This window comes from Komagataeibacter melomenusus, from assembly GCF_013155395.1.
Lineage (GTDB): Bacteria > Pseudomonadota > Alphaproteobacteria > Acetobacterales > Acetobacteraceae > Komagataeibacter > Komagataeibacter melomenusus.
The window spans coordinates 1-21,122 of the sequence record NZ_JABJWC010000048.1 but is presented as its reverse complement, the minus strand read 5'-3'; the positions used below and the strand labels follow the sequence as shown (position 1 = coordinate 21,122).

Here is a 21,122-nt window from a genome sequence, read left to right as displayed (position 1 = left end):
GTGCCGCTGCATCCCTTCACCCCCCCGCCCGAGGTCAAGCCCGACCCGCAGGCACGCGGCCGGGCGGAAAAGGTGACGGGGGGCACGCGCCTGCACTTCGCCACCCAGTCAGCCGACATGAATCCGCGCATGATGACGGCCCTGCAAACATTTGCCACACTCATGCAGAAGCTGCCCGACCAGCACATCAACATCGTGGCCTATGGCGAAGGCCGCCCCGATGATCCCTCAACGCCACGCCGGGTTGCCCTGAGCCGCGGGCTTGCCGCGCGTTCGGTGCTGATCCACGCGGGCGTGGCCCCGACCCGCATCTATGTCCGCGCCGTCGGCCTGCCTGATGAGAACGCCCAGGGCGCGGGTGCGGATTGTGTTGACGTGACCCGTTCCGGTGTGGTGGCCTCAAGCACCCAAACCGAGCCACCGGCGCATTAAGGAAACCACTGCGTGACACGACCGACGACCTACCTTTTACGGGTTCTTGTGTTTCTTCTGGCTGTCGGGGTTGTCGCAGCCCTGCTTTCCCCCACCCTCTATCAGGCGTTCTGCAACAATCCCTATCTCGATGGCCTGATCATCGGCATTCTGGTGCTGGGTGTTGCGTGGAACATCATCATGATCCTGCGCCTCATCCCCGAGGTGCGCTGGGTCAACATCCTGCGCCACCCGCGTGAGGGGCTGACCACGCCGCCGCCGCCGCGCCTGCTCGCCCCCATGGCCTCGATGCTGGCCACCCACGACAAGGGCCGCAGGCTCACGCTTTCCGCCCCGGTCATGCAGTCGCTGCTCGACAGCCTCTCCGCCCGCCTTGACGAGGGGCGCGAACTCTCGCGCTACCTTACCGGGCTGCTCATCTTCCTCGGCCTGCTCGGCACGTTCTATGGCCTGCTGCTGACCGTAGGCTCCATTGCCGACGTGATTGGCAACATGTCGGTTGGCAGCGGCGACACCAACGCCATGTTCGACCAGCTCAAGACCGGGCTGGCAGGCCCGCTGCATGGCATGGGCACGGCGTTCTCGGGTTCCATGTTCGGGCTTGCGGGCGCCCTTGTGCTGGGCTTCCTTGATCTTACGGCAGGGCAGGCCCAGACCCGCTTCTTCAACGAGCTTGAGGAATGGCTGGCCACCATCACCCGCCTCTCGGCAGGCGGGCTGCAGGTGGGCGGCAATGATGCCAGCGTGCCCGCCTACGTGCAGGCCCTGCTCGAGCACACCGCCGAGAACATGGAAAAGCTGCAGGCCCTCATGGCGCGCAGCGAGGAGACGCGCGCGCAGGAACAGCGCCTGCTGACCGCGCTGAACGACCGCCTGGCCCAACTGGCCGACAACCGGGGCGAAGACCACCTGCAGGGCATTGAATCCCTGCTGGCCCGCCTTGTGCAGGAATCGGCGGCAGGCCGCGAGCAGATGGCAGCCGACATCCGCAACGACCTGCGCCTGCTGGCACGCACCATTGCCGCAAGCACGCCCGGAACGGGCCACTCCGCTTCCTGACCGCAGACCAAGGCAAGGGTTATTTCATGGCGCGCCGTTCCCGTCGCTCGATCCGTTCCGAACTGAATGCCTGGCCGGGCTATGTTGATGCGCTGTCAACATTGCTCATGGTCATCATCTTCGTGCTGCTGGTGTTCGTCCTGGGGCAGGCTTTCCTGTCCGTCACATTGAACAAGCGCCAGCAGGCCCTTGACCAGCTTGAGCACGAGGTGGCCCGCCTGGCCCAGATGCTCTCGCTCGAGCACAGCCACACCACCGCACTCCAGACCGAGATCGCCACCCTGCACAAGGAGCACGAGGCGGACGTGGCCACCGCCACTTCGCTCACCGCCCAGCTCAACCAGCAGACCAGCGAGCGCGATACCGCCCAGAGCCATGCCACCGCCCTTGATACGCAGTTGGCCCAGCTCAACGAGCAACTGAGCGCCGTCAGCGCAGCACTCGAGGTGAACGAGCAGGCCGTGCAGGAGCGCGACCGCAAGATCGACAACCTGGGCATGCAGCTCAACGTGGCGCTGGCGCGCAAGGTGGAGCAGTTGCAGCAGTACCGCTCCGAATTCTTTGGCCGCCTGCGCAGCGTGATGCAGGACCACAAGGGCGTGCAGATCGTGGGCGACCGCTTCGTGTTCCAAAGCGAGGTGCTGTTCCCCGTAGGCAGCGCCGACCTCTCGCCCGAGGGCGTGGAGCAGATCAAGATACTGGCCAAGACCCTCAAGCAGGTCGCCGCGCAGATTCCGCCCGATGTGCCATGGATCCTGCGCGTGGATGGCCATGCCGACCGGCTGCCCATTCACACCGCCTTCCCCAGCAACTGGGAGTTGTCATCCGCGCGCGCCATTACGGTGGTCAAGCTGCTGATTGCCGAGGGCATCAACCCCCACCATCTGGCCGCCACCGGCTTTTCGGACTACCAGCCGCTTGATAACGGCACCACGGCTGAAGCCTATGCGCGCAACCGCCGCATCGAGTTCCGCCTGACTGATCGCTGACAGGCAAGGATCAGGATCAAAAGTTTTTGGGTGCCGCCTTGTTTCAAAAAGGCGGCGTTCCTTGAAGCTTTTTGAAAAAAGCTTCACCAAAAACTTTTATCTTTTAATGAGATTTTTTCAGGTGGGCTGGCCAAAAGCCTTCAGGCGCAACTGCTCGGTCTGGTGGGCGGCATCGGGAATGGTGGGTTCGAGTTCCACCACATGCTGCCATGCTTTCCACGCGGCCTGCCAGTCGCCGCGCTGGGCCTCGGTCTCCTGAAGAATTTGCCACGCCATGACATCGCGCCCGTCATGGTGCAGCGCCACGCCAAGGTCGGCCACCGCGCCATCCGGGTTGGCGGCGGCAAGGCGGGCCTGCGCGCGGTTGCGCCACAGCACCTCGACATCAGGCTGGAGCAGCAGGGCATCATCCATGTCCTGCTCGGCATCAAGCGGGCGCTGGGCGTCAAGGTCATCCTGCGCGCGGCGCACCAGCAGCGTGGTGGTGGGCGCCAGATCCTTCAGGCGCAACTGCTCGATACGCCCGAGCAGGTCACGCGCGCCGCGTGCGGTGGCGGCATGGGCCAGTTCCGTCTCGAGGCTGTCGAGCGATGGCTCGGCCGAAGTACTGCCCTGCGCCCTGGCGGGCGGCCCTGCATGCCGGTCAAGCCCGTGGGGCGGAGCCTCCGCCGCGCGGGCAGGCAGGGACAACAGGCTGCCCGCAAGCATGAGTACGCACGAAAAGCCACGCACACAGGTTACTGAAAACCTGCCTGCGCGGCCTTGCGGCTGTTCAAAGATGAACCGGACGGTCAAGGCCGCCTGGCAATCAGCCCTGACGGGCCTTCATGCGCGGGTTCTTCTTGTTGATGACATAGACCTTGCCACGGCGACGGACCACACGGCAGTCCTTGTCCCGAACCTTGGCCGATTTCAGGCTGTTTCTGATTTTCATGATCCGACCCTCGACTAGCGGCGATGTGCCGCAAAAGAGGCGCCCGAATACCCTTGCCAGCGCCACGAGTCAACTCCGGTAGCGGATTCTGGCGCCATTTACAGCAGGAAATTCTCCTGAGGGATCGAATCCGGCACAAAAAGCGGGGCGATGGCCTGAAAATCCGCCATGCGGGGCGAACGGGGCCGCCAGGCCAGGCCAATGGTGCGCCAGGCCTGCGCGCCGCTTACGGGGCGCACGGTCACGCGGGTCCAGTCCATCAGCGGCGAATCGACCGCCAGTTGCGGCAGCAGCGCCAGCCCCATGCCTGCCGCCACCATTTCCACCAATGTGAACAGCGAGGTGACGGCGCACTGCGTCTCGTCCTGCGCGCCCGACCACCCGCCCGCCTGGCGGCACATGGCCAGAGTCTGCTCGCGCAGGCAGTGCCCGTCCTCGAGCAGGATCATGCGCTCATGCACAAGTTCGGGCACCGGCACCACGTCAAGGCGGGCAAACGGGTGCGCGCGCGGCATGACCAGCATGAAGGGGTCGCGCCACAGCGGCAGCGTCTCGCTATCGGCACACTCGCACGGCATGGCCAGCAGCACGAGATCGAGGCGGCCCAGCGCCAGTTTTTCCATCACGTTATGGGTCAGGTCTTCACTGAGCGAAAGGCGCAGCCGCGGGTACTGACGCGGCAGGCGGGCGACGAGGGTGGGCATGACAAACGGCCCGATGGTGGGAATGACGCCCAGCCGCAGCAGCCCGCTCATGGGCTCACGCGAGGCGACGGCCATGTCGAGCACGCCCTGCAGCGCCTCGAGCGCATGGCGGGCCTGGCACACCACCCTGTCACCCAGGGGGGTGAACACGACCTTCTTGCCCACGTCACGGTCGAGCAGCCGCACATCCATCTGGCGCTCAAGGGCCAGGATTCCGGCGGAGAGCGTGGACTGGGTCACGGCGCAGGCCTTGGCGGCACGGCCAAAATGCCGCAACTCGGCCAGCGCGACCAGATACCTGAGCTGCTGGGCGGAAGGCATGGGAAGCATCGATAATGCCGATCAATATAGATATAAATTATTCACTGGCATGATAGCAGTATCCCCGCCATAGATACAGTTGCCGGGTTGCGAGACTGACCCGTTCCATATTTTAACCCGAACAGGAGATTTCCTGATGCTGACAGTCGGTGACAAGTTTCCCGCCTTCAACCTGACCGCCGTTCCCGGTGGGCCCGAAGGGCTCAAGGGCGAATTCGTGCAGATCACGGATGCCTGCAACGAAGGCAAGTGGAAGGTCGTGTTCTTCTGGCCGCTCGACTTCACCTTCGTCTGCCCGACCGAGATCGTGGCCTTCGGCAAGCTCAACGGTGAGTTCAAGGACCGTGACGCCGTGGTGTATGGCGTGTCGATCGACAGTGCCTTCGTGCATCTGAACTGGCGCCTGAACCACGAGGACCTCAAGACCCTCGAGATCCCGATGCTTGCCGACATCAAGCGCGAGCTGATCGAAAGCTGCGGCGTGATGGCCCAGCAGGCTGGTGCCGCGCTCCGCGCCACCTTCATTGTCGACCCCGAGGGCATCATCCGCCATGTCAGCGTCAATGACCTGTCGGTTGGCCGCAACCCGCAGGAGGTGCTGCGCATCCTCGACGGGCTGCAGAGCGATGAGCTGTGCCCGTGCAACTGGAAGAAGGGCGACGCCTTCATCAAGGCCTGATCCCTATCCGGCTGGGGTTTCCGCGCGGGGTCATGCCCGCGCGGCAGCCCGCGCCGCCTGCCCCGACCCCTGCCACGCGCAGGCGTGGGGACAAGCGGGGCCGTGCCCCCCCATCTCCCCTGACATCCATGGAGAAAGCCCATGTCGATCGACTCCATCAAGGCCGCGCTGCCTGATTACGCCAAGGACCTCAAGCTCAACCTCGGCTCGCTGGCCAATGACATCACACTCACGCCCCAGCAGCTTGGCGGCACGTTCGTCGCCTCCGCCATTGCCACGCGCAACACGGCGCTGACCCACGCGCTCGTGGCCGAATACGGCCCGAAGCTCACCCCCGAGGCGCTCGAGGCCGCCCGCGCGGCCGCGGCCATCATGGGCATGAACAATGTCTATTACCGCTTCGTGCACCTTGTGGGGGGCGATTACGCCAAGATGCCCGCGCGCCTGCGCATGAACATCATTGCCCGGCCCGGCGTGGAGAAGGCGGATTTCGAGCTGTGGGCCATGGCGGTCTCGGCCATCAATGGCTGTGGCATGTGCATGGAAAGCCATGAGCAGCAGCTCCGCGCGGCGGGCATGAGCACCGAGCAGATCCAGACGGCCGTGCGCATTGCCGCAACCGTAAGCGGCCTGGCCGTTGTGCTTGAAGGCGTCGAGATTCCTGCCTGAACGCCCCTGCCCTGAAAAAACGCCATGAATCGGAAGATCATGGCGTTTTTTTTCGCCTGCCCTGTTGCCATGATGGGGCCAGCCTGTTATTTGCCCTTTCACCGAATGGTTGCCACCCCACGGGGTTGCAGCGGATGCGGGTGTAGCTCAGTTGGTTAGAGCGCCGGCCTGTCACGCCGGAGGTCGCGGGTTCGAGCCCCGTCACTCGCGCCACCTTATGGTGCCCTTCTAAAACTGGAAAGTTTTTGGTGAAGCTTTTTTCAAAAAGCTTCAGAAGAACGCTGTCTTCTTGAAAAAAAGCCGGCACCCGGAAGCGCCTGCTTTCCAGCCTCAGCCTGCCCCGGCCTCATCAAGATACTGCGCCACCATGGGCCGGTATGTCGCGCCAAACAGGCGCAGATGCACCAGCGCGGTCCACAGCCGGTAGATGGCAAAGCGCACCGCATGCCCCGCCTCCAGCGGGCCTTCCGCCATGTAGAACGCCGCGGGCGGCTGCGAAAACACGCCCATAGTTGCCAGATCCACCTCCGCGTGGCCGTAATGGCAGCACGGGTCGATCAGGCCGGTCACGCGCCGGTGCGCCACCAGCACGTTGCCATGCCACAGATCGCCATGCAGCAGGGCGGGCGCGGGCGTTGCGGGCAGCAGGCCGGGCAGGCGGCGCATGAGTTTTTCAAGCCTGTGGGCCACGTCGATGGGCACATGCGCCAGATGCACGCCCAGACGGCGTTGCGCCCAGAATTCGGGCCAGCTATCAGCCCATGCATTGCACACCCTGACCGCGCCAAGGGCGTAATCCCCGGCCCAGCCATAGCGCGTCACGCCGCCTTCGGGGCGGGCTTGATGCACCTGCGCCAGCACCCGGCCCAGATCGCCCCAGCAGGCCGCCAGCGTGCCCTCTGCCGGGCGGTATTCCATCACCAGCGCATCCGCGTCCACTGCCAGCACGGTGGGCACCGGGGCGCCGGTCGCGCCAAGGGCGCGCAGCATGGCGGCCTCGGCCAGCGGGTCGGGACCATTCTTGGCCACGACCGTGCGCCCGTCATTAAGATAGACCAGCAGGGTCTGGGCCATGTCGCCGCCCTGCAGCGGGTGCCAGTTCCATAGCCCCGCGCCCAGCAGGGTGGCGGCATGGCGGGCGAGGCGGCTCATGGATGCGCCTGCAACAGCCTGACCAGCGCCGCCGCCCCGGCGCTGACATCGCGCCATGTGGCCTCGAACCCGCTGGCATCGCCATAATAGGGGTCGGCCACCGCCTCGCCCTGCCGGTCGGGCACGTGGTCGAGCAGCAGCGAGAGTGCAGCCCGCGCCCCTTCGGGCTGCATGGCACGCAGATGCGCCAGATTGGCATGGTCGAGGGCTATGATGTGGGTAAAACGGGTAAAATCAGCAGGCCGGACCACGCGGGCGCGGTAACGCCCGATGTCGATGCCATGACGCAGCGCCACGGCACGGGCGCGCCGGTCGGGCGGGGAGCCGGCATGCCAGTTGCCCGTTCCCGCCGAATCGACCATCACCTCCAGCCCCGCCGCCTGTGCTGCCTGCTTCAAAGCGGCCTCGGCCAGCGGGGAGCGGCAGATATTGCCCATGCAGACAAACAGGACGGCAGGGCGGGTGGTCATCTGGCCCCTTTATGTTCGGGAAATTTCTGCGCCAGGATGCCCAGCGTCTCGGCAATGAGGGCGGCGGGCGTTTCCTCAAGGTGCAGCACGATGGGGTGCTCATCCGCCGTGGGCGGCTCGAGTGTTGCAAGCTGGCTGGGCAGCAGGCTGGGCGGCATGTAATGCCCGCGCCTGCGCCTGAGGCGGTCATAGAGCGTGTCCTCGGGGATTTCGAGATAGAGGAACACGATATCCGCCGCCCCGTCCGCGCGCAGCAGGTCGCGGTAGGAGCGCTTGAGCGCCGAGCAGGTCAGGATGCCCCCCTGCCCCGACGCCACGCGCTCCAGCAGCCATTTGTGGCATGCCTCAAGCCAGGGCAGGCGGTCGGCATCGGTCAGGGGAATGCCCGCGGCCATCTTTTCCACATTGGCGCGCGGGTGCAGCAGGTCGCCCTCCTGATAGGGCCAGCCCAGCACGTTGTGCAGCCCTTCGGCCAGCGTGGTCTTGCCGCAGCCCGACACCCCCATGATGACCAGAACCAGCGGCCTGATGCCCTGGTCCTGCAAGGTGCGCCCGGTCATGCCACGCCCAGCCGCTGCAGGCCATCGGCAGTGGCCACGATCACCTCCGACGTGCGGCCAATGAACAGCCCGGTCTCGATCACGCCCACGATCTGCTCGAGCTGGCGCTGCAGGGAGACGGAATCGGCAATCGGGCCGAAATGGCAGTCAAGGATCATGTTGCCGCCATCGGTCACGAACACATTGCCGCCCCGGTCCAGCCGCTGGGTGATCCTTGCCCCAAGCGCCTCGAGCTGGCGGGCGGTGCTGTTCCAGCCGAAATTGGCGACCTCGACCGGCACGGGCACGCGCGTGCCAAGGCGGTCGACAAGCTTGCTGTCATCCACCACCACCACGAATTTGCGCGCGGCGGCCGCCACGATCTTCTCGCGGAACAGCGCGCCCCCCAGCCCCTTGATCAGGTTGAGCGAGCCACGCTCGACCTCATCGGCGCCATCGATGTCGATATCGATCTGCGGATGGGTGGCAAACGTGACCAGTTTGATCCCGTGCGAGCGCGCCTGCTCGGCCGAGCGCTCGGAGGTGGGAATGGCGCAAAAGCGCAGGCCATCGGCCCAGCGGCGGCCAAGTTCCTCGATCATGAAGGCCGACGTGCTGCCCGAGCCAAGGCCGACCACCATGCCTTCCTTGACCATGTCGGCGGCTTCGATGGCGGCCTGCCGCTTCAGTTCTGCCCGTGGGTCCGTATTGGTGGACATGCACTGCTTCCTCTTCCTGCGGGGCATCCCGGCCATGGGTGCCCCGTCGTTTTTATTTGGCCCTGCACCGTATCACGCCGATACGGCACGCCACGCACTTATTGCCCCGCCGCTGCCTTGTCCATAAGCCAGATGAGTTCACCCTCGGTGGTGATATGGCTGGCAGGTTCCGCCGGGTCGCCCGCGCGCACCCTGGCAAAGGCTTCGTGCTTGCCAGCGCCTGCCAGCATGAACACCACATGGCGGCTGGAATGGATGGCGGGATAGGTGAGCGTGAGCCGGGTATGGGGCGCATCATCGGGCACGCAGGTCGAGACCCACAGCTTTTTCTCCTCCAGCACGGGCTGGCGTGGAAAAAGCGAGGCGGTATGCCCGTTATCGCCCAGCCCCAGCATCACCACATCAAACAGCGGGCGACCGGGCTCGAGCGTCTTGCCACCATAAACCGCCTCGAGTTCCGCCTGGTACTGCGCCGCCGCCTGCACCGGCTCGCCCGAGGTGGGCATGGGGTGCACGTTGGCGGGCGGCACCTTTACGTACGCCAGCATCTCGGTCTCGACCATGTTGTAGTTGCTGGCCGCATCGCTTTCGGGCACGAAGCGCTCATCGCCAAAGAAGAACTGCGTGTTTGCCCACGGGAAGCGGTCGCGATATTCAGCGGAAGCCAGGATCTGGTACAGCCGCCTGGGCGTTGACCCGCCGGACAGGGCGAGCACGAACGGGCCGTCCTTTTTGGCCAGCGCCTGTGCGGTCAGCCATTTCGCCATATGCTGGGCAACGGCCTCGGCATCGGGCAGCACCACCATGGCCCCGGTTTTCACGTCGTGTCCTGCGGTCATGTCAGGCTTCTCCCAGCACGAATTTCTCGATTCCATTGGCAAATCCTTCCGCCTCGCACGAGGTGGAGACATAGGTTGCCTGCTTCTGCACCTCGGGGCTGGCCTGCCCCATGGCGATCGACATGCCGCTCTTGCGGAACATCAGCACATCGTTGGGCTGGTCGCCCAGGGTCACCATCTGGCTGGCGGGAATGCCCAGCAGGCGCTCGAGCGCCATCACCACGCCGCCCTTGTTGGCGTCCTTGTTGGTCACATCAACATAATAGGGCTGCGACAGGGCAGCGGACGCCGTATCGCCCAGCGCCTGCTGCAGGTCGTGCTCAAGGCGCTTCATCAGATCAAGGTCGTCGCTCACCCCCGTGATCTTGACCACCTGGTCCAGCTTCGCCTCGACATCACCCACCACGGGCGGGAACTTGACCGTCCACTGCTCGCGCGCCACATGCGGGGCATCAAGTCTGGAGACGATCCAGTCATTGCCGTCATACACCCACGGATCAGCCCTGTGGTCGCGGATGATGCCGATGACCTTGCGCGCGGTCTCTGCCGGCAGGGTGCGGGCCTCGATCACGGTAAAATCGGGCCGGACCATCATGCCGCCATTGAAGCCTGCGATCGGCTCCGAAATTTTCAGCGGGTCGATCACCATCTTCATGCCCTTGGGCGGGCGGCCGCTAGTAATGGTAAAAAGGATGCCCCGCTCGCGCAGGCGCTCGACCGCGCGGATGGCCCGTGGGGTCAGGATCTTGTCCTTCGTGACCAGTGTGCCATCCACATCGGCCAGTACCAGCCTGATCTGGCCTGCCGGCGTTGCGGCTGCGTCGTGGGGCATGTCGCCTCTCCCTTCTGTGCCGTGCCCCTCAGGAGCGGGGCAGGACAAAGTGTTCCATCGCGTAGGCCCAGCCATCCTCGGTATTGGGCCGGGTCACGAAGCGGGCATGGGCCTTGACGTTATCAAGCGCGTTGCCCATCGCGATGCTGACCCCCGCTTCCTTCAGCATGGGGATGTCGTTGTTCATATCCCCGATGCATGCCGTATCCCGGATATCAATATCCAGCAGTTTGGCCAGTTCTTTTGCCGCATAGCCCTTGTTCGCCTGCGGGTGCGTAATATCAAGGTAAATGGGGGATGACTGGTGTACGCTCGCCTTGCCCCCCAGCAGGTTTGCAAGGTCGCGCTCCACGCCTGGCAGGGTGGCCGGGTCACAGGCCACACCCATGATCTTGCCCACGTTTTCATAATGACCGGCAAAGTCATCCACCCGCACGGGTGTTGTCTGCACCACCTCGCGCTCATGGATCACCTGTGGCGTGTCATCGCGGCGCACCAGCCAGTCATGGCCGATGAACAGCCATGGCTCGACCCCGTGGCTGATGAGGAATTCGACCGCCTGTTTCGCAACCGCGGGCGCAAGCGACAGGCGCTCGCGGATGGTGCCGTCCGGATCACAGATCAGCCCGCCATTCAGCCCCGCGATGGGCTCGCGGATATCAAGCGCGCGAACGAACTGCATCATGCCGCGTGGGGCACGGCTGCTGATCAGGCTGAGCTTTATGCCCGCCGCCCGCAGGTCGGCCGCCGCCTTGTGGGCAGCGGGGGTGAGTGCGCGCTCAGGCGTAATGAGGGTGCCATCGATATCGGACACCACAAGCCTGACGGCATGCGGGCGGGAAACGGGTGGGGTCATGGGCATCATCCAATTTTAAGCCAGTGGCGGTGGTCGCGGGCCAGCAGGGCATCGGCGGCTTCCGGCCCTTCGCTGCCTGCGGCGTAAAAGGCGAGGCTGCGGGCATCCTGCCCCCAGTCCAGCACCGGCTGCACGGCGCGCCAGCCTGCCTCGATATTGTCGGCGCGCTGGAAGAGCGTGGCATCGCCGATCATGCAGTCATAGATCAGGGTCTCATAGCCCGTGCTTGGCCCTTCGCTGAACCATTCGGCGTAATCGAATTTCATGCGCACGCCGCCCAGCCTGACCGAGGGGCCGGGAATCTTGGCCGAGAACTGCATGGTCACCCCCTCGGTTGGCTGGATGTGGATGACCATGATGTTGGGGGCCAGCTTGTCCACCGGCGTGTCACGGAACAGGGCATAGGGGGCGGACTTGAAGTGGATGGCGATCTCGGTCTTGCGCGCGGCCAGCCGCTTGCCGGTGCGCACGTAAAACGGCACCCCCGCCCAGCGCCAGTTGTCGATACCGAATTTCATGGCCACATACGTCTCGGTCAGGGAATGCGGGTCCACGCCCGGCTCCTGCCGGTAACCCGGCACGGCCTTTGCCCCCACCATGCCCGGCGCGTACTGCCCGCGCACCACATCGGCAGGGACAAGGGGGTGGATGGCATCGAGCACCTTGGTCTTCTCGTTGCGCACGGCATCGGCATCGAACGAGATCGGCGCTTCCATCGCCGTCATGGCCAGGAGCTGCATGACGTGGTTGGGCACCATGTCGCGCAAGGCGCCGGTGCCTTCATAGAATTTGGCCCGCTGTTCCACGCCCACGGTCTCGGCGGCGGTGATCTGCACGTGATCGATGTTCTGGCGATTCCACAGCGGCTCGAAAAACCCGTTGGAAAAGCGCAGGGCGAGGATGTTCTGCACCGTCTCCTTACCCAGATAGTGGTCGATGCGGTAGATCTGCTGCTCCTCAAGCGTGTTGAGCAGCCTTGTATTGAGCGCGATGGCCGATTGCAGGTCGTGGCCGAAGGGTTTTTCCACGATCACGCGGCGGAAGGCGTCTGGCCCTTCGCGCACCAGCCCCGCCTCGCCCAGCCGGTCCACGATGGGGCCAAAGAAGCGGGCCGCGACGGCCAGGTAGAAGATGCAGTTCTGCCCTGCCGTTACATCGGCTACGGCCTGATAGGTCTGCATGGATTCAAAGTCGCCCTGCACGTAGCGGATGCGCGGCAGCATCCATGCCCATACATCCTCACGCAGCTTGACGGCCTCGGCCCCCCGGCGGGCGGTAAAATCCTCAAGGGCCGTGCGCACGTTATCGCGGAGCTGTGCGTCGGTCAGGTCCGCGCGGTCAACGGCCACGATGCCAAAGCCATCGTCAAGCAGCCCGGCGCAGGCCAGGTTGTAGATGGCAGGCAGCAGAAGGCGGCGGGTCAGGTCGCCGCCGCCGCCAAAGATGACGAACGAACCCGGCGGGCTGCGCCGGGGGGCGGCTTCATGGTGCGTGTCGCCCACCTGCGAGACTGCCGAGGCAATAATGTTTTCCATTGTGCTGCTGTCCCTGAACTGTGTTCGCTATAATCCTCCCCCGGCTGTTCCGGTTGCAGTCATTGCGCGCTGTCATTTCATGGGAACAGCCAGAGCCTGCCCAGAGGCCTAGCATCCGGGCAGGCAGCCAGTTACCGGCCCGGCGTCAGGTCAGTTATTCGTACCCTCAATGTGACCGCCAAAACCGAACCGCATGGCAGAGAGCATCTTCTCGGCAAAGTTGTTGCCGGTGCGCGAGCGGAAGCGCGTGAACAGCGAGGCGGTGATGACGGGCACGGGCACCGCCTCCTCGATCGCGGCCTCGATGGTCCAGCGGCCCTCGCCGGAATCGGCCACGTCGCCCTTGTAGTTCGACAGGTCCGGGTTGCCCGCCAGCGCACCTGCCGAGAGGTCGAGCAGCCACGACGAGACCACGCTGCCGCGCCGCCAGACCTCGGCAATATCGGCCATGTTCAGGTCGAAACGCTGGTTCTCGGGCAGGGCATCGCTGTTCTTGGACCGCATCACGTCAAACCCTTCGGCGAAGGCCTGCATGATGCCGTATTCGATCCCGTTATGGACCATCTTCACGAAGTGGCCCGAACCGGCCGGGCCGCAATGCAGGTAGCCCTGCTCGGCACGCGGGTCAAAGCCGGGCTTGTCGCGGCCGGGCGTGCGCGCAATATCGCCAATGCCCGGTGCGAGTGCTGACAGGATGGGATCGATATGATCGGTGGCTTCCTTCGTGCCGCCGTACATCATGCAGTAGCCGCGCTCCAGCCCCCACACGCCGCCCGAGGTGCCGACATCGATATAGTCGATGCCCTTGGGCGCAAGTTCGGCCGCGCGGCGGATGTCATCTTTGTAGAAGGAATTGCCGCCATCGATCACGATGTCACCCTTGCCCATCAGGCCGCCGAGTTCCTGCACCGCCTGCTCGGTCACCTCGCCCGCGGGCAGCATGAGCCAGATGATCTTGCGGCCCGCAAGCTTGCCCACCATGTCCGCAAGCCCGGTGGCGGCGGTGGCGCGGCCCCCTTCGGCCTGCGCGCATACCTTGGCGGTAACGGCGGGATCACGATCGAAGGCCACCACGTCGTGGCCGTGGCGGGTCAGGCGGATGGAGATGTTGCCGCCCATCTTGCCAAGGCCAACAATACCGATTTGCATGATCTAACACTCCTGGAAGCGGGATAGGCCCGTAGTCCTATCGCCTCGGGCGCCATTTCCCAATGACCCCCATCAAAAAACCCGCCCCGCCGGGGGCGGGACGGGCGGGCGGCTGGCTCAGACCGCGTGGGCGATATCAAGCCCGAGTTTTTCAAGACCGGTTTTCAGGTCGCCATGGATGTGCACCCGCAGCACGCGGCGGCCACGTTCGGCCAGCACCTCCATGTCGCCACGCGCCTGGGCTTCCTTCACGATGCTGAAGGTATATTTCTCGCCCGGCACCGGCAGGTTCACCTCATCATCGCAGGTGATCTGCACGAACACGCCCGTGTCAGGCCCACCCTTGTAGGCCTGCCCCGTGGAATGCTGGAAGCGGGGGCCGAATTCGGCCGCCGTTGCCAGCTTAAGGCCGTCACGCACGGCCAGCCGCGCCTTCTGGATCCAGTCGCGCGTGAAGGTATCGCGGTCGATATAGGCCAGCAGGGCCACGTAATCCCCGGCCTTCGCACGGGCGAAATGCGCCTTGAGGATGGCCTCTGCCGTCCTGGCCCCGCCAAGCGCCTGCACGTTCCTGGGGTCGGCATAGAAGGCGAACGGGCCATCCTTGGCGAACGGTTCGTAGGGCGGCAGCTTGCCGGTCTCGTTATAGGCGGTGGTGATCTTCTTGGTCTCGATCTTCGATTCCTCGACATCGGGCTGGTTGAACGGGTTGATCCCGATCACCGCACCGGCCACCGCAGTCGCGAACTCCCAGCGGAAGAACTCCTCAAGCACCTGGCGGCGCTCATGCAGCTCGATGGTCACCACCGGCTCGCCTGCCGCGACGAGGGCCGCGAAGGCGGCGTCCTGCTTCGGGCACGGGTCCTCGGCCAGGCGCAGGTAGGTGAACACGCGGTCCTTGCCATACACGCCAGCCTTGCCGATCGTCTCGTCATCGATGGGGATCAGGCCACGCCCGTCCTTGCCGGTCGATTCCGCAATGAGCTGCTCAAGCCACGCGCCCATGTCGTAAATGCCGGGCGAGGCGATGATGGTGACCTTGTCGCGGCCAAAGTCACGCGCAGCCACGCCGAGCACGGCACCCAGCACCACGCCGGGATTCTGCGCGGGCGGCACGGAGGCGGCACATGACTTCTCGCCACGCTGGGCGGATTCGAGCAGCAGTTTCAGCGGCAGGCCCGCCACGGCGGCAGGCACCATGCCGAAATCGGACAGCACGGAATAGCGGCCACCGATCTGCTTCTCGCCGTAAAAGATTTTCCAGAAGCCATCCTTCTTCGCCACGTCTTCCATGTGCGAGCCGGGATCGGTCACGGTAATGAAGTGCGAACCTACCTTGTCACCCAGCACCTTCTTCGCCTGATCGAAGAAATAGGCCTTGAGGATATTGGGCTCCAGCGTGCCGCCGGACTTGGACGAGACGATGAACAGCGTCTTGCTGATGTCGATCTTTTTCTCGAAGTCACGCACCTGCTGCGGGTCGGTGCTGTCGAGCACGTAAAGATGCGGGAAGCCCTCACGCTTGCCAAAGGTGTTGGCCAGCACTTCCGGCCCGAGGCTCGAGCCGCCCATGCCCAGCAAAAGCGCATCGCGGAAGCCGCGCGCCTTCACCTCGGCCTGGAAATCCTCGAATTTGGACAGGGCGGCTACCTGGTCATCGGTGATGTCGAGCCATTTCAGCCAGCTTGCCTCGTCCTTGCCGGTCCAGACGGTGGCGTCCTTGTCCCACACGCGGCGCACGGTGCCATCCTTGCGCCAGGCTTCCAGCTCCGCATCGACCGCCTTTTGCAGCTCGGCGGGCAGCTTCAGCGCGGTGGAGGTGACCTTCTTGCCCAAGAATGCCGCCTGCTTGGCCGCGACCGAGCCCAGCAGGTCATCAAACGCATCGGCAAAGGAAGCAACGCCTTCATCAACCAGCTTGCGCGTGACACCATCCAGGTCGAGGCCAAGGCTCCTGGCTTCATCCAGCACCCGCAGCGCGCCCGCCACGTCCTGCGTCAGCGTCTCGGCCACCTTGCCATGGTCACGGAAGGCATCGAACGTGGCTGGCGGAATGGTGTTGACCGTATCGGGGCCGATCAGGCCATCGACATAGACCACGTCGCTATAGGTCTTGTCCTTGGTGCCGGTGCTGGCCCACAGCAGGCGCTGCGGGTTGGCCCCCGCCTCGGCCAGTTTCTTCCAGCGCGGGCTTGCGGTGACTTCCCGCCAGTATTCATAGGCCGCCTTGGCATTGGCGATGGCAACCTTGCCACGCAGGGCCTTGAGTTGTGCCGCATGCTTGTCACCCGCGGCCACGCGGGCGTCGATTTCCTTGTCGATCTTGACGTCGATGCGGCTGACGAAGAAGGACGCGACCGAGGCGATGCCCTTCACGCTCTCGCCACGGCTCAGGCGGTCTTCCAGCCCGGTGATGTAGGCTTCGAGCACCTTTTTATACGCATCGATGGAGAAGAGCAGGGTGACGTTGATGCTCAGCCCTTCGGCAATGGCGGCGCGGATGGCGGGAACGCCTTCCTCCGTGCCGGGAATCTTGATCATGAGGTTGCGGGCATCGACCGCTTTCCACAGGCGCAGCGCCTCATGCAGCGTGCCCTTGGTGTCGCGCGCAAGGTAGGGCGAGACCTCGAGGCTGACATAACCATCCACGCCCTTCGTCTGTTCATAGACCGGGTAGAGCACCCTGGCCGCGGCGCGGATGTCATCAATGGCGAGCAGTTCGTACAGCGCGCCCGCGTCAACCACCTGATGTTCCAGCACGGAGCGGATCTGGGCATCGTAATCGGTGCCCTGGCCCATCGCCTTCTGGAAGATGGCGGGGTTTGACGTCACACCCTTGAGGCCATCTTCCTCGACCAGCTTCTTGAGGCTGCCATTTTCGGTATAGGAGCGCTGGATGAAGTCCAGCCAGGGGGACTGACCCAGACGCGCCAGTTCCTTTAATGGATTTTCAGCACCAGATTCACGCGCACTCATTGACTGTGCTTCCTTTACTTTTCAGCAACGCGGCAAACCCGCACCGCCAATACTACTTTGCCCAAAAACACGACAGGCAGGACTGGAGTCCTGCCTGCCTGTGTTTTCTTTTATTTTCCGGCCTGCCTGCGGGCGGCGGCAACCACGGCATCAACCGTGAACCCGAACTTCACTTCCAGTTCGGCCGCCGGGGCGGAGGCGCCAAAACCGTGCATGACAATCGTCTCGCCCGCAAGGCCGGTATAACGGTCCCAGCCCAGCTGCGCGGCCTGCTCGACGGCAACACGGGCCGTGATGTCAGGCGGCAGCACGCTGTCGCGGTAGCTCCTGGGCTGTGCCTCGAACAGATCCCATGACGGCATGGACACGAGGCGCACCTTGATGCCCTCCGCCTTCAGCTTTTCCTCAGCCTTGATGATCAGCCCCACTTCGCTGCCTGTCGCCATGAGGATCACATCGGGACGCCCCTCGGCATCCGCAAGGACATAGGCCCCTTTTGCCAGCCCTGATGCAGGCGCATAGGTCTTGCGGCAGATGGTGGGCAGGTTCTGGCGGCTCAGTGCTAGCACGCTCGGGCGGTCGGTAATCTGCACCAGCGTGCGCCACGCTTCGGCCACCTCGTTGGCATCAGCAGGGCGCAGCACGGTCACGCCGGGGGTGGCGCGAAGCTGGGCAAGCTGCTCGATGGGCTGGTGGGTCGGCCCGTCCTCGCCCACGCCGATCGAGTCATGGGTGAAGATATAGGTCACCGGCAGCTTCATCAGCGCGGAGAGGCGGATGGGCGGCTTCATGTAATCGGAGAAGATGAGGAAGCCCGAGCAGTAGGCCCGGATGCCATACAGCGCCAGCCCGTTGCTGATCGAGCCCATGGCATGCTCGCGCACGCCAAAATGCAGGTTGCGCCCGCCATAGGTGCCGCCCCATTGCGGCGGCTGGAAGTCGCCCGCGCCCTCGAAGGTGAGGTGCGTCTTGGTGGACGGCGACAGGTCGGCCGAGCCGCCGATCATCCACGGGTAGTTCCTGGCAATGGTGTTGAGCACCTTGCCCGAGCTTGCGCGCGAGGCAACGCCCTTGGCATCGGCATCAAAGACCGGGATGTCGCTGTCCCACCCTTCGGGCAGGGTGCCTGCGAAGATGTGGTCAAGCTGGCTGGCCTCGGCGGGGTATTTGGCGCGGTAGGCGGCGAAGAGTTCGTTCCACGCCTTGCTGGCTGCCGCCCCGCGCGTGGCGATGCCCGCGCGGAAATGCTCGGGCACGCCTTCGGGCACATAGAAGCTTTTATCTTCCGGCCAGCCGTAGAATTTTTTGGTCTCGCGGATTTCCTCCACACCCAGCGGCGAGCCGTGGGCTTCCGCCGTGCCCGCAAGGTGCGGCGCGCCCCAGCCGATGATGGAGTGGACGATGATCAGCGTGGGCCTGCTGGTCTCGGCCTTTGCCTCGGCCAGCAGGCGACGCAGGTCGCCGGTGTCATTGGCGTCCTTGAGTTCAAGCACGTGCCAGCCATAGGCCTCGAAGCGCTTGTGCACGCTCTCGGTAAAGGCGATGTTGGTCGAGCCCTCGATGGAGATATGATTGCTGTCATAGATCCATGTCAGGTTGCCCAGCCTGAGGTGACCGGCGATGGAGGCGGCCTCGCTGGCAACGCCTTCCATGTTGTCGCCATCGCCGCACAGCGTATAGACGTGATGGTCGAACAGCTTGAAGCCGGGGCGGTTATAGCGCTCGGCCAGCCATTTCTCCGCAATGGCCATGCCCACCGAGTTGCCGCAGCCCTGGCCGAGCGGGCCGGTCGTGGTCTCGACGCCTGCGGTGTGGTGATATTCCGGGTGGCCGGGGGTGAGCGAGTCAAGCTGGCGGAACTGCTCGAGGTCCTCAAGCGTGAGCGCCGGGCGGTCATTGGTGACGCCGCCGGGGCGCACGTCGCGGATGCCGGCAAGGTAGATGAGCGAATAGAGCAGCATCGACGCATGACCGACCGAGAGCACGAAGCGGTCGCGGTTGGGCCATAGCGGTTCGGCCGGGTCATAGTTCAGCACGTCACGCCACAGCGCGTAGCCCACGGGGGCAAGCGCCATGGGCGTGCCGGGATGGCCGGAATTCGCTTTCTGCACCGCGTCCATGGATAGCGTGCGAATCGTGTTGATGCACAGCGTATCGATATTGGTGGGCATGCCGCCACCTCCTTCAGGAGCCATGAGGGGGGATGTGTACAAGGAACGCATGAGGGACCGGCCTCCTTACAGCCATGGGTGTTGTTCCGACCAAACCGGGCCGCGTGGCGGAAGCCGACACCCCTTTCTTGTTATTCTTTCCGCGCTACCCACGCCCGCCCGGCCCGCATGCACGCGCGGGCAGCGGGAGGGCGCAGGGACAAAGGCTTTTCACGGCGCGTACCTTCTCACGACCTTCAGGACGGAACAAGCCATCTCATCAAGCCGTTATCCAATCCACGCCACAGATGCCAGCGCATGCGCCCGCCGCCAGTTCCGCCCGATCATGCCTGCGGGCCGGGAATTTGACATGGGCTTCATCCTCCCCTTCACCTGTTCCCCACGATACGCCGGCAGATGGAGACCCACGCATGCCCCTGCTACCCGCCAGTGACCACACGGATGGCAGGCGTTTTTTCAACCCGCCCGCCATCTGCCCCGAGGGCATGCAGCCTGCGCGCCTGCGGCGTCTCGCCATCCTGAAATGGCAGTGGAACCGCCCGAAATCGGACTGGCCCGCCTGGATTGAAAACCCCGCCCCCACCGGCGACCCGCATGCCCGGCCCGCGCCCGACACGGTGCAACTGACCTTTATCGGCCACAGCACCTTTCTCATCCGCCTGCCCCGGCCCGATGGCACGGCACTCACCATCCTGACCGACCCGATCTTTTCGCAACGCTGCTCCCCGCTGCCCTTTATCGGCCCCAAGCGGGTGCGCGCGCCCGGCCGCAGGCTGGCCGACCTGCCACGCATCGACATCGTGCTGGTCTCGCACGCGCATTACGACCACATGGACCTGCCCAGCCTGCGCGCCATCGCCCGCCGCGGCGACAACCCGCTGGTGGTCACACCGCTCGCCAATGCGCGCTTCATGCGCAGGACCGGGCTTACGCGCATCATGGAGCTGGACTGGTGGCAGGCGGTGGCCACAGGCGGCATCCACATCACCTGCACGCCGGCCCGCCACGGCGCGGCCCGCACGCCCTTTGACCGCAATACCAGCCTGTGGGGTGGTTTCATGCTGCAAGACGAGGCGGGCCACCAGCTGTTCTTTGCAGGCGATACCGCCGATGGCCGCCACTGGCGCCTGATCCGCCAGCGCCTTGGCGCACCCGACATCGCCCTCCTGCCCATTGGCGCATACGAGCCCCGCGCCCTGATGGAGCGCGTGCACACCACGCCGGAGGAGGCGCTGTCCGGCCTGCGCCAGCTTGGGGCGCGCTGCGGGATCGGCATGCATTTCGGCACCTTCCGCCTGACGGACGAACCCATGGACGAGCCGGTCACGCGCCTTGCAAAAGCCGTGCGCGACGCGGGCCTGCCGCCTGATACGATGGGCATCATGGCCCATGGTGCGTGCCGCGACATTGCGTGGGATCAGCCCGGTGATGCATGATTGCCCGATGTTCTTTTCAGCCAAACCGTCCTATGATCGATCGCTCATGACGGGACCGGCCTCCGCCCCCGTTTCACGCAATCCGACCAGCCAGGCAGGCACATGAGCAAGACAATCGCCCACGGCGACCCCGCCGCCGACGCACCCGAATCCTTCAGCAACGCGGAAATCGAGACCCTGTTCCTTTCCGCCGCAAGGGATGGGCAGACGGATCTCGTTACCGAATTCCTCAAGGCGGGCATCAACCCCGATACCCGCAATGACAAGGGCTACACCGCGCTGATCCTGGCCGCCTATAACGGCCACGAACCCACCGTGCGCGCCCTGCTGGAAGGCGGCGCCAGCCCCGACCTGCAGGATGCCAAGGGAGCGACAGCACTCGCGGGCGTGGCCTTCAAGGGCGACCTGCCGTGCGCGCGCGTGCTCGTGGCGCATGGCGCGGGCATTGACGTGCCCAACTTCGTGGGGCGCACGCCACTGATCTTTGCCGTGATGTTCAACCGCGACCCCATGGTCACCTTCCTGCTCGAACATGGCGCCAACCCCGACCTGCGCGATGGCGAGGGCATCAGCGCCCGCCTGTTCGCCACCCGGCAGGGCAGCACCGCCCTGCTCGCCGCCATGAAGCAGGCCGCCCCCGCCGCGCAGGGCTGATCCCGCC

21 protein-coding genes and 1 tRNA gene are annotated in these 21,122 nt (G+C 64.8%); 8 read left to right on the top strand and 14 right to left on the bottom strand.

All coding sequences use genetic code 11. From position 1 onward, the window contains the following. The 3 genes from HNW77_RS14570 to HNW77_RS14560 all read left to right on the top strand — a co-directional run. A partial coding sequence (locus HNW77_RS14570; RefSeq protein ID WP_338033795.1) for an OmpA family protein occupies window positions 1-432 on the top strand: 432 nt, incomplete at its 5' end. Between the two features lie 12 nt (window positions 433-444). Further along, window positions 445-1,491: a flagellar motor protein MotA gene (locus HNW77_RS14565; protein ID WP_110569558.1), complete on the top strand. Its 1,047-nt coding sequence runs from the start codon at window positions 445-447 to the stop codon at window positions 1,489-1,491. Between the two features lie 26 nt (window positions 1,492-1,517). Continuing rightward, entirely contained in the window at window positions 1,518-2,480 is a 963-nt protein-coding gene (locus HNW77_RS14560; protein ID WP_172158596.1) for a peptidoglycan -binding protein, read from the top strand. 117 nt (window positions 2,481-2,597) lie between these two features. Here the strand turns inward: HNW77_RS14560 and HNW77_RS14555 are convergent, their stop codons facing one another. The 3 genes from HNW77_RS14555 to HNW77_RS14545 form a co-directional block, all read right to left on the bottom strand. Continuing rightward, window positions 2,598-3,275 carry a tetratricopeptide repeat protein gene (locus HNW77_RS14555; RefSeq protein WP_172158595.1) on the bottom strand — a complete coding sequence of 226 codons (678 nt, stop codon included), beginning with the start codon at window positions 3,273-3,275 and terminating at the stop codon, window positions 2,598-2,600. Window positions 3,276-3,288: 13 nt separating this feature from the next. Then, window positions 3,289-3,414 carry a type B 50S ribosomal protein L36 gene (gene ykgO / locus HNW77_RS14550; protein WP_003617324.1) on the bottom strand — a complete coding sequence of 42 codons (126 nt, stop codon included), beginning with the start codon at window positions 3,412-3,414 and terminating at the stop codon, window positions 3,289-3,291. 98 nt (window positions 3,415-3,512) lie between these two features. Then, window positions 3,513-4,448, bottom strand: coding sequence for a hydrogen peroxide-inducible genes activator (locus HNW77_RS14545; protein ID WP_172158594.1), 936 nt, complete (start codon window positions 4,446-4,448; stop codon window positions 3,513-3,515). Window positions 4,449-4,575: 127 nt separating this feature from the next. Between HNW77_RS14545 and HNW77_RS14540 the strand changes: the two genes are divergently transcribed. The 3 genes from HNW77_RS14540 to HNW77_RS14530 all read left to right on the top strand — a co-directional run bounded on the left by HNW77_RS14540 (window position 4,576) and on the right by HNW77_RS14530 (window position 6,000). Continuing rightward, entirely contained in the window at window positions 4,576-5,118 is a 543-nt protein-coding gene (locus HNW77_RS14540) for a peroxiredoxin (RefSeq protein WP_172158593.1), read from the top strand. Window positions 5,119-5,259: 141 nt separating this feature from the next. Further along, window positions 5,260-5,787 carry a carboxymuconolactone decarboxylase family protein gene (locus tag HNW77_RS14535; RefSeq protein ID WP_172158592.1) on the top strand — a complete coding sequence of 176 codons (528 nt, stop codon included), beginning with the start codon at window positions 5,260-5,262 and terminating at the stop codon, window positions 5,785-5,787. A gap of 136 nt (window positions 5,788-5,923) precedes the next feature. Beyond that, a tRNA-Asp gene (locus HNW77_RS14530) sits at window positions 5,924-6,000 on the top strand. 117 nt (window positions 6,001-6,117) lie between these two features. Here the strand turns inward: HNW77_RS14530 and HNW77_RS14525 are convergent. The 11 genes from HNW77_RS14525 to tkt form a co-directional block, all read right to left on the bottom strand. Then, window positions 6,118-6,939, bottom strand: coding sequence for a fructosamine kinase family protein (locus tag HNW77_RS14525; RefSeq protein WP_172158591.1), 822 nt, complete (start codon window positions 6,937-6,939; stop codon window positions 6,118-6,120). After that, complete coding sequence (locus HNW77_RS14520; protein WP_172158590.1) at window positions 6,936-7,409, bottom strand: low molecular weight protein-tyrosine-phosphatase; 474 nt, start codon at window positions 7,407-7,409, stop codon at window positions 6,936-6,938. Before HNW77_RS14520 ends, HNW77_RS14525 begins: the two co-directional genes overlap by 4 nt. After that, a complete protein-coding gene (locus HNW77_RS14515; RefSeq protein WP_172158588.1) occupies window positions 7,406-7,969 on the bottom strand; it encodes a gluconokinase in 564 nt (187 codons plus the stop codon). The genes HNW77_RS14520 and HNW77_RS14515 overlap by 4 nt, the downstream gene beginning before the upstream one ends. Further along, a complete protein-coding gene (gene rpiA / locus HNW77_RS14510) occupies window positions 7,966-8,667 on the bottom strand; it encodes a ribose-5-phosphate isomerase RpiA (RefSeq protein WP_172158587.1) in 702 nt (233 codons plus the stop codon). The genes HNW77_RS14515 and rpiA overlap by 4 nt, the downstream gene beginning before the upstream one ends. Before the next feature lie 98 nt (window positions 8,668-8,765). Then, window positions 8,766-9,506 (bottom strand): 6-phosphogluconolactonase, encoded by a 741-nt coding sequence (gene pgl / locus HNW77_RS14505; protein WP_172158585.1) that lies wholly within the window; start codon window positions 9,504-9,506, stop codon window positions 8,766-8,768. Window position 9,507: 1 nt separating this feature from the next. Beyond that, entirely contained in the window at window positions 9,508-10,338 is an 831-nt protein-coding gene (locus HNW77_RS14500) for a Cof-type HAD-IIB family hydrolase (protein WP_172158583.1), read from the bottom strand. A gap of 28 nt (window positions 10,339-10,366) precedes the next feature. Continuing rightward, the gene (locus HNW77_RS14495; protein WP_172158582.1) at window positions 10,367-11,203 is read right to left on the bottom strand and encodes a Cof-type HAD-IIB family hydrolase; all 837 of its coding nucleotides are present in this window, start codon (window positions 11,201-11,203) and stop codon (window positions 10,367-10,369) included. Continuing rightward, window positions 11,200-12,729 carry a glucose-6-phosphate dehydrogenase gene (gene zwf / locus HNW77_RS14490; protein WP_172158580.1) on the bottom strand — a complete coding sequence of 510 codons (1,530 nt, stop codon included), beginning with the start codon at window positions 12,727-12,729 and terminating at the stop codon, window positions 11,200-11,202. The genes HNW77_RS14495 and zwf overlap by 4 nt, the downstream gene beginning before the upstream one ends. 150 nt (window positions 12,730-12,879) lie before the next feature. Beyond that, window positions 12,880-13,878: a phosphogluconate dehydrogenase (NAD(+)-dependent, decarboxylating) gene (gene gnd, locus HNW77_RS14485; protein ID WP_172158579.1), complete on the bottom strand. Its 999-nt coding sequence runs from the start codon at window positions 13,876-13,878 to the stop codon at window positions 12,880-12,882. A gap of 117 nt (window positions 13,879-13,995) precedes the next feature. After that, on the bottom strand, window positions 13,996-16,854 hold the full coding sequence (locus HNW77_RS14480; RefSeq protein ID WP_172158577.1) for a bifunctional transaldolase/phosoglucose isomerase: 2,859 nt from the start codon (window positions 16,852-16,854) through the stop codon (window positions 13,996-13,998). Window positions 16,855-16,964: 110 nt separating this feature from the next. After that, entirely contained in the window at window positions 16,965-19,025 is a 2,061-nt protein-coding gene (tkt, locus tag HNW77_RS14475; RefSeq protein ID WP_408886856.1) for a transketolase, read from the bottom strand. A gap of 410 nt (window positions 19,026-19,435) precedes the next feature. Between tkt and HNW77_RS14470 the strand changes: the two genes are divergently transcribed. Both HNW77_RS14470 and HNW77_RS14465 read left to right on the top strand, forming a co-directional pair. Beyond that, window positions 19,436-20,461 (top strand): MBL fold metallo-hydrolase, encoded by a 1,026-nt coding sequence (locus HNW77_RS14470; RefSeq protein ID WP_172158574.1) that lies wholly within the window; start codon window positions 19,436-19,438, stop codon window positions 20,459-20,461. A gap of 102 nt (window positions 20,462-20,563) precedes the next feature. Next, window positions 20,564-21,115, top strand: coding sequence for an ankyrin repeat domain-containing protein (locus tag HNW77_RS14465; protein WP_172158572.1), 552 nt, complete (start codon window positions 20,564-20,566; stop codon window positions 21,113-21,115). Window positions 21,116-21,122: the final 7 nt, after the last annotated feature.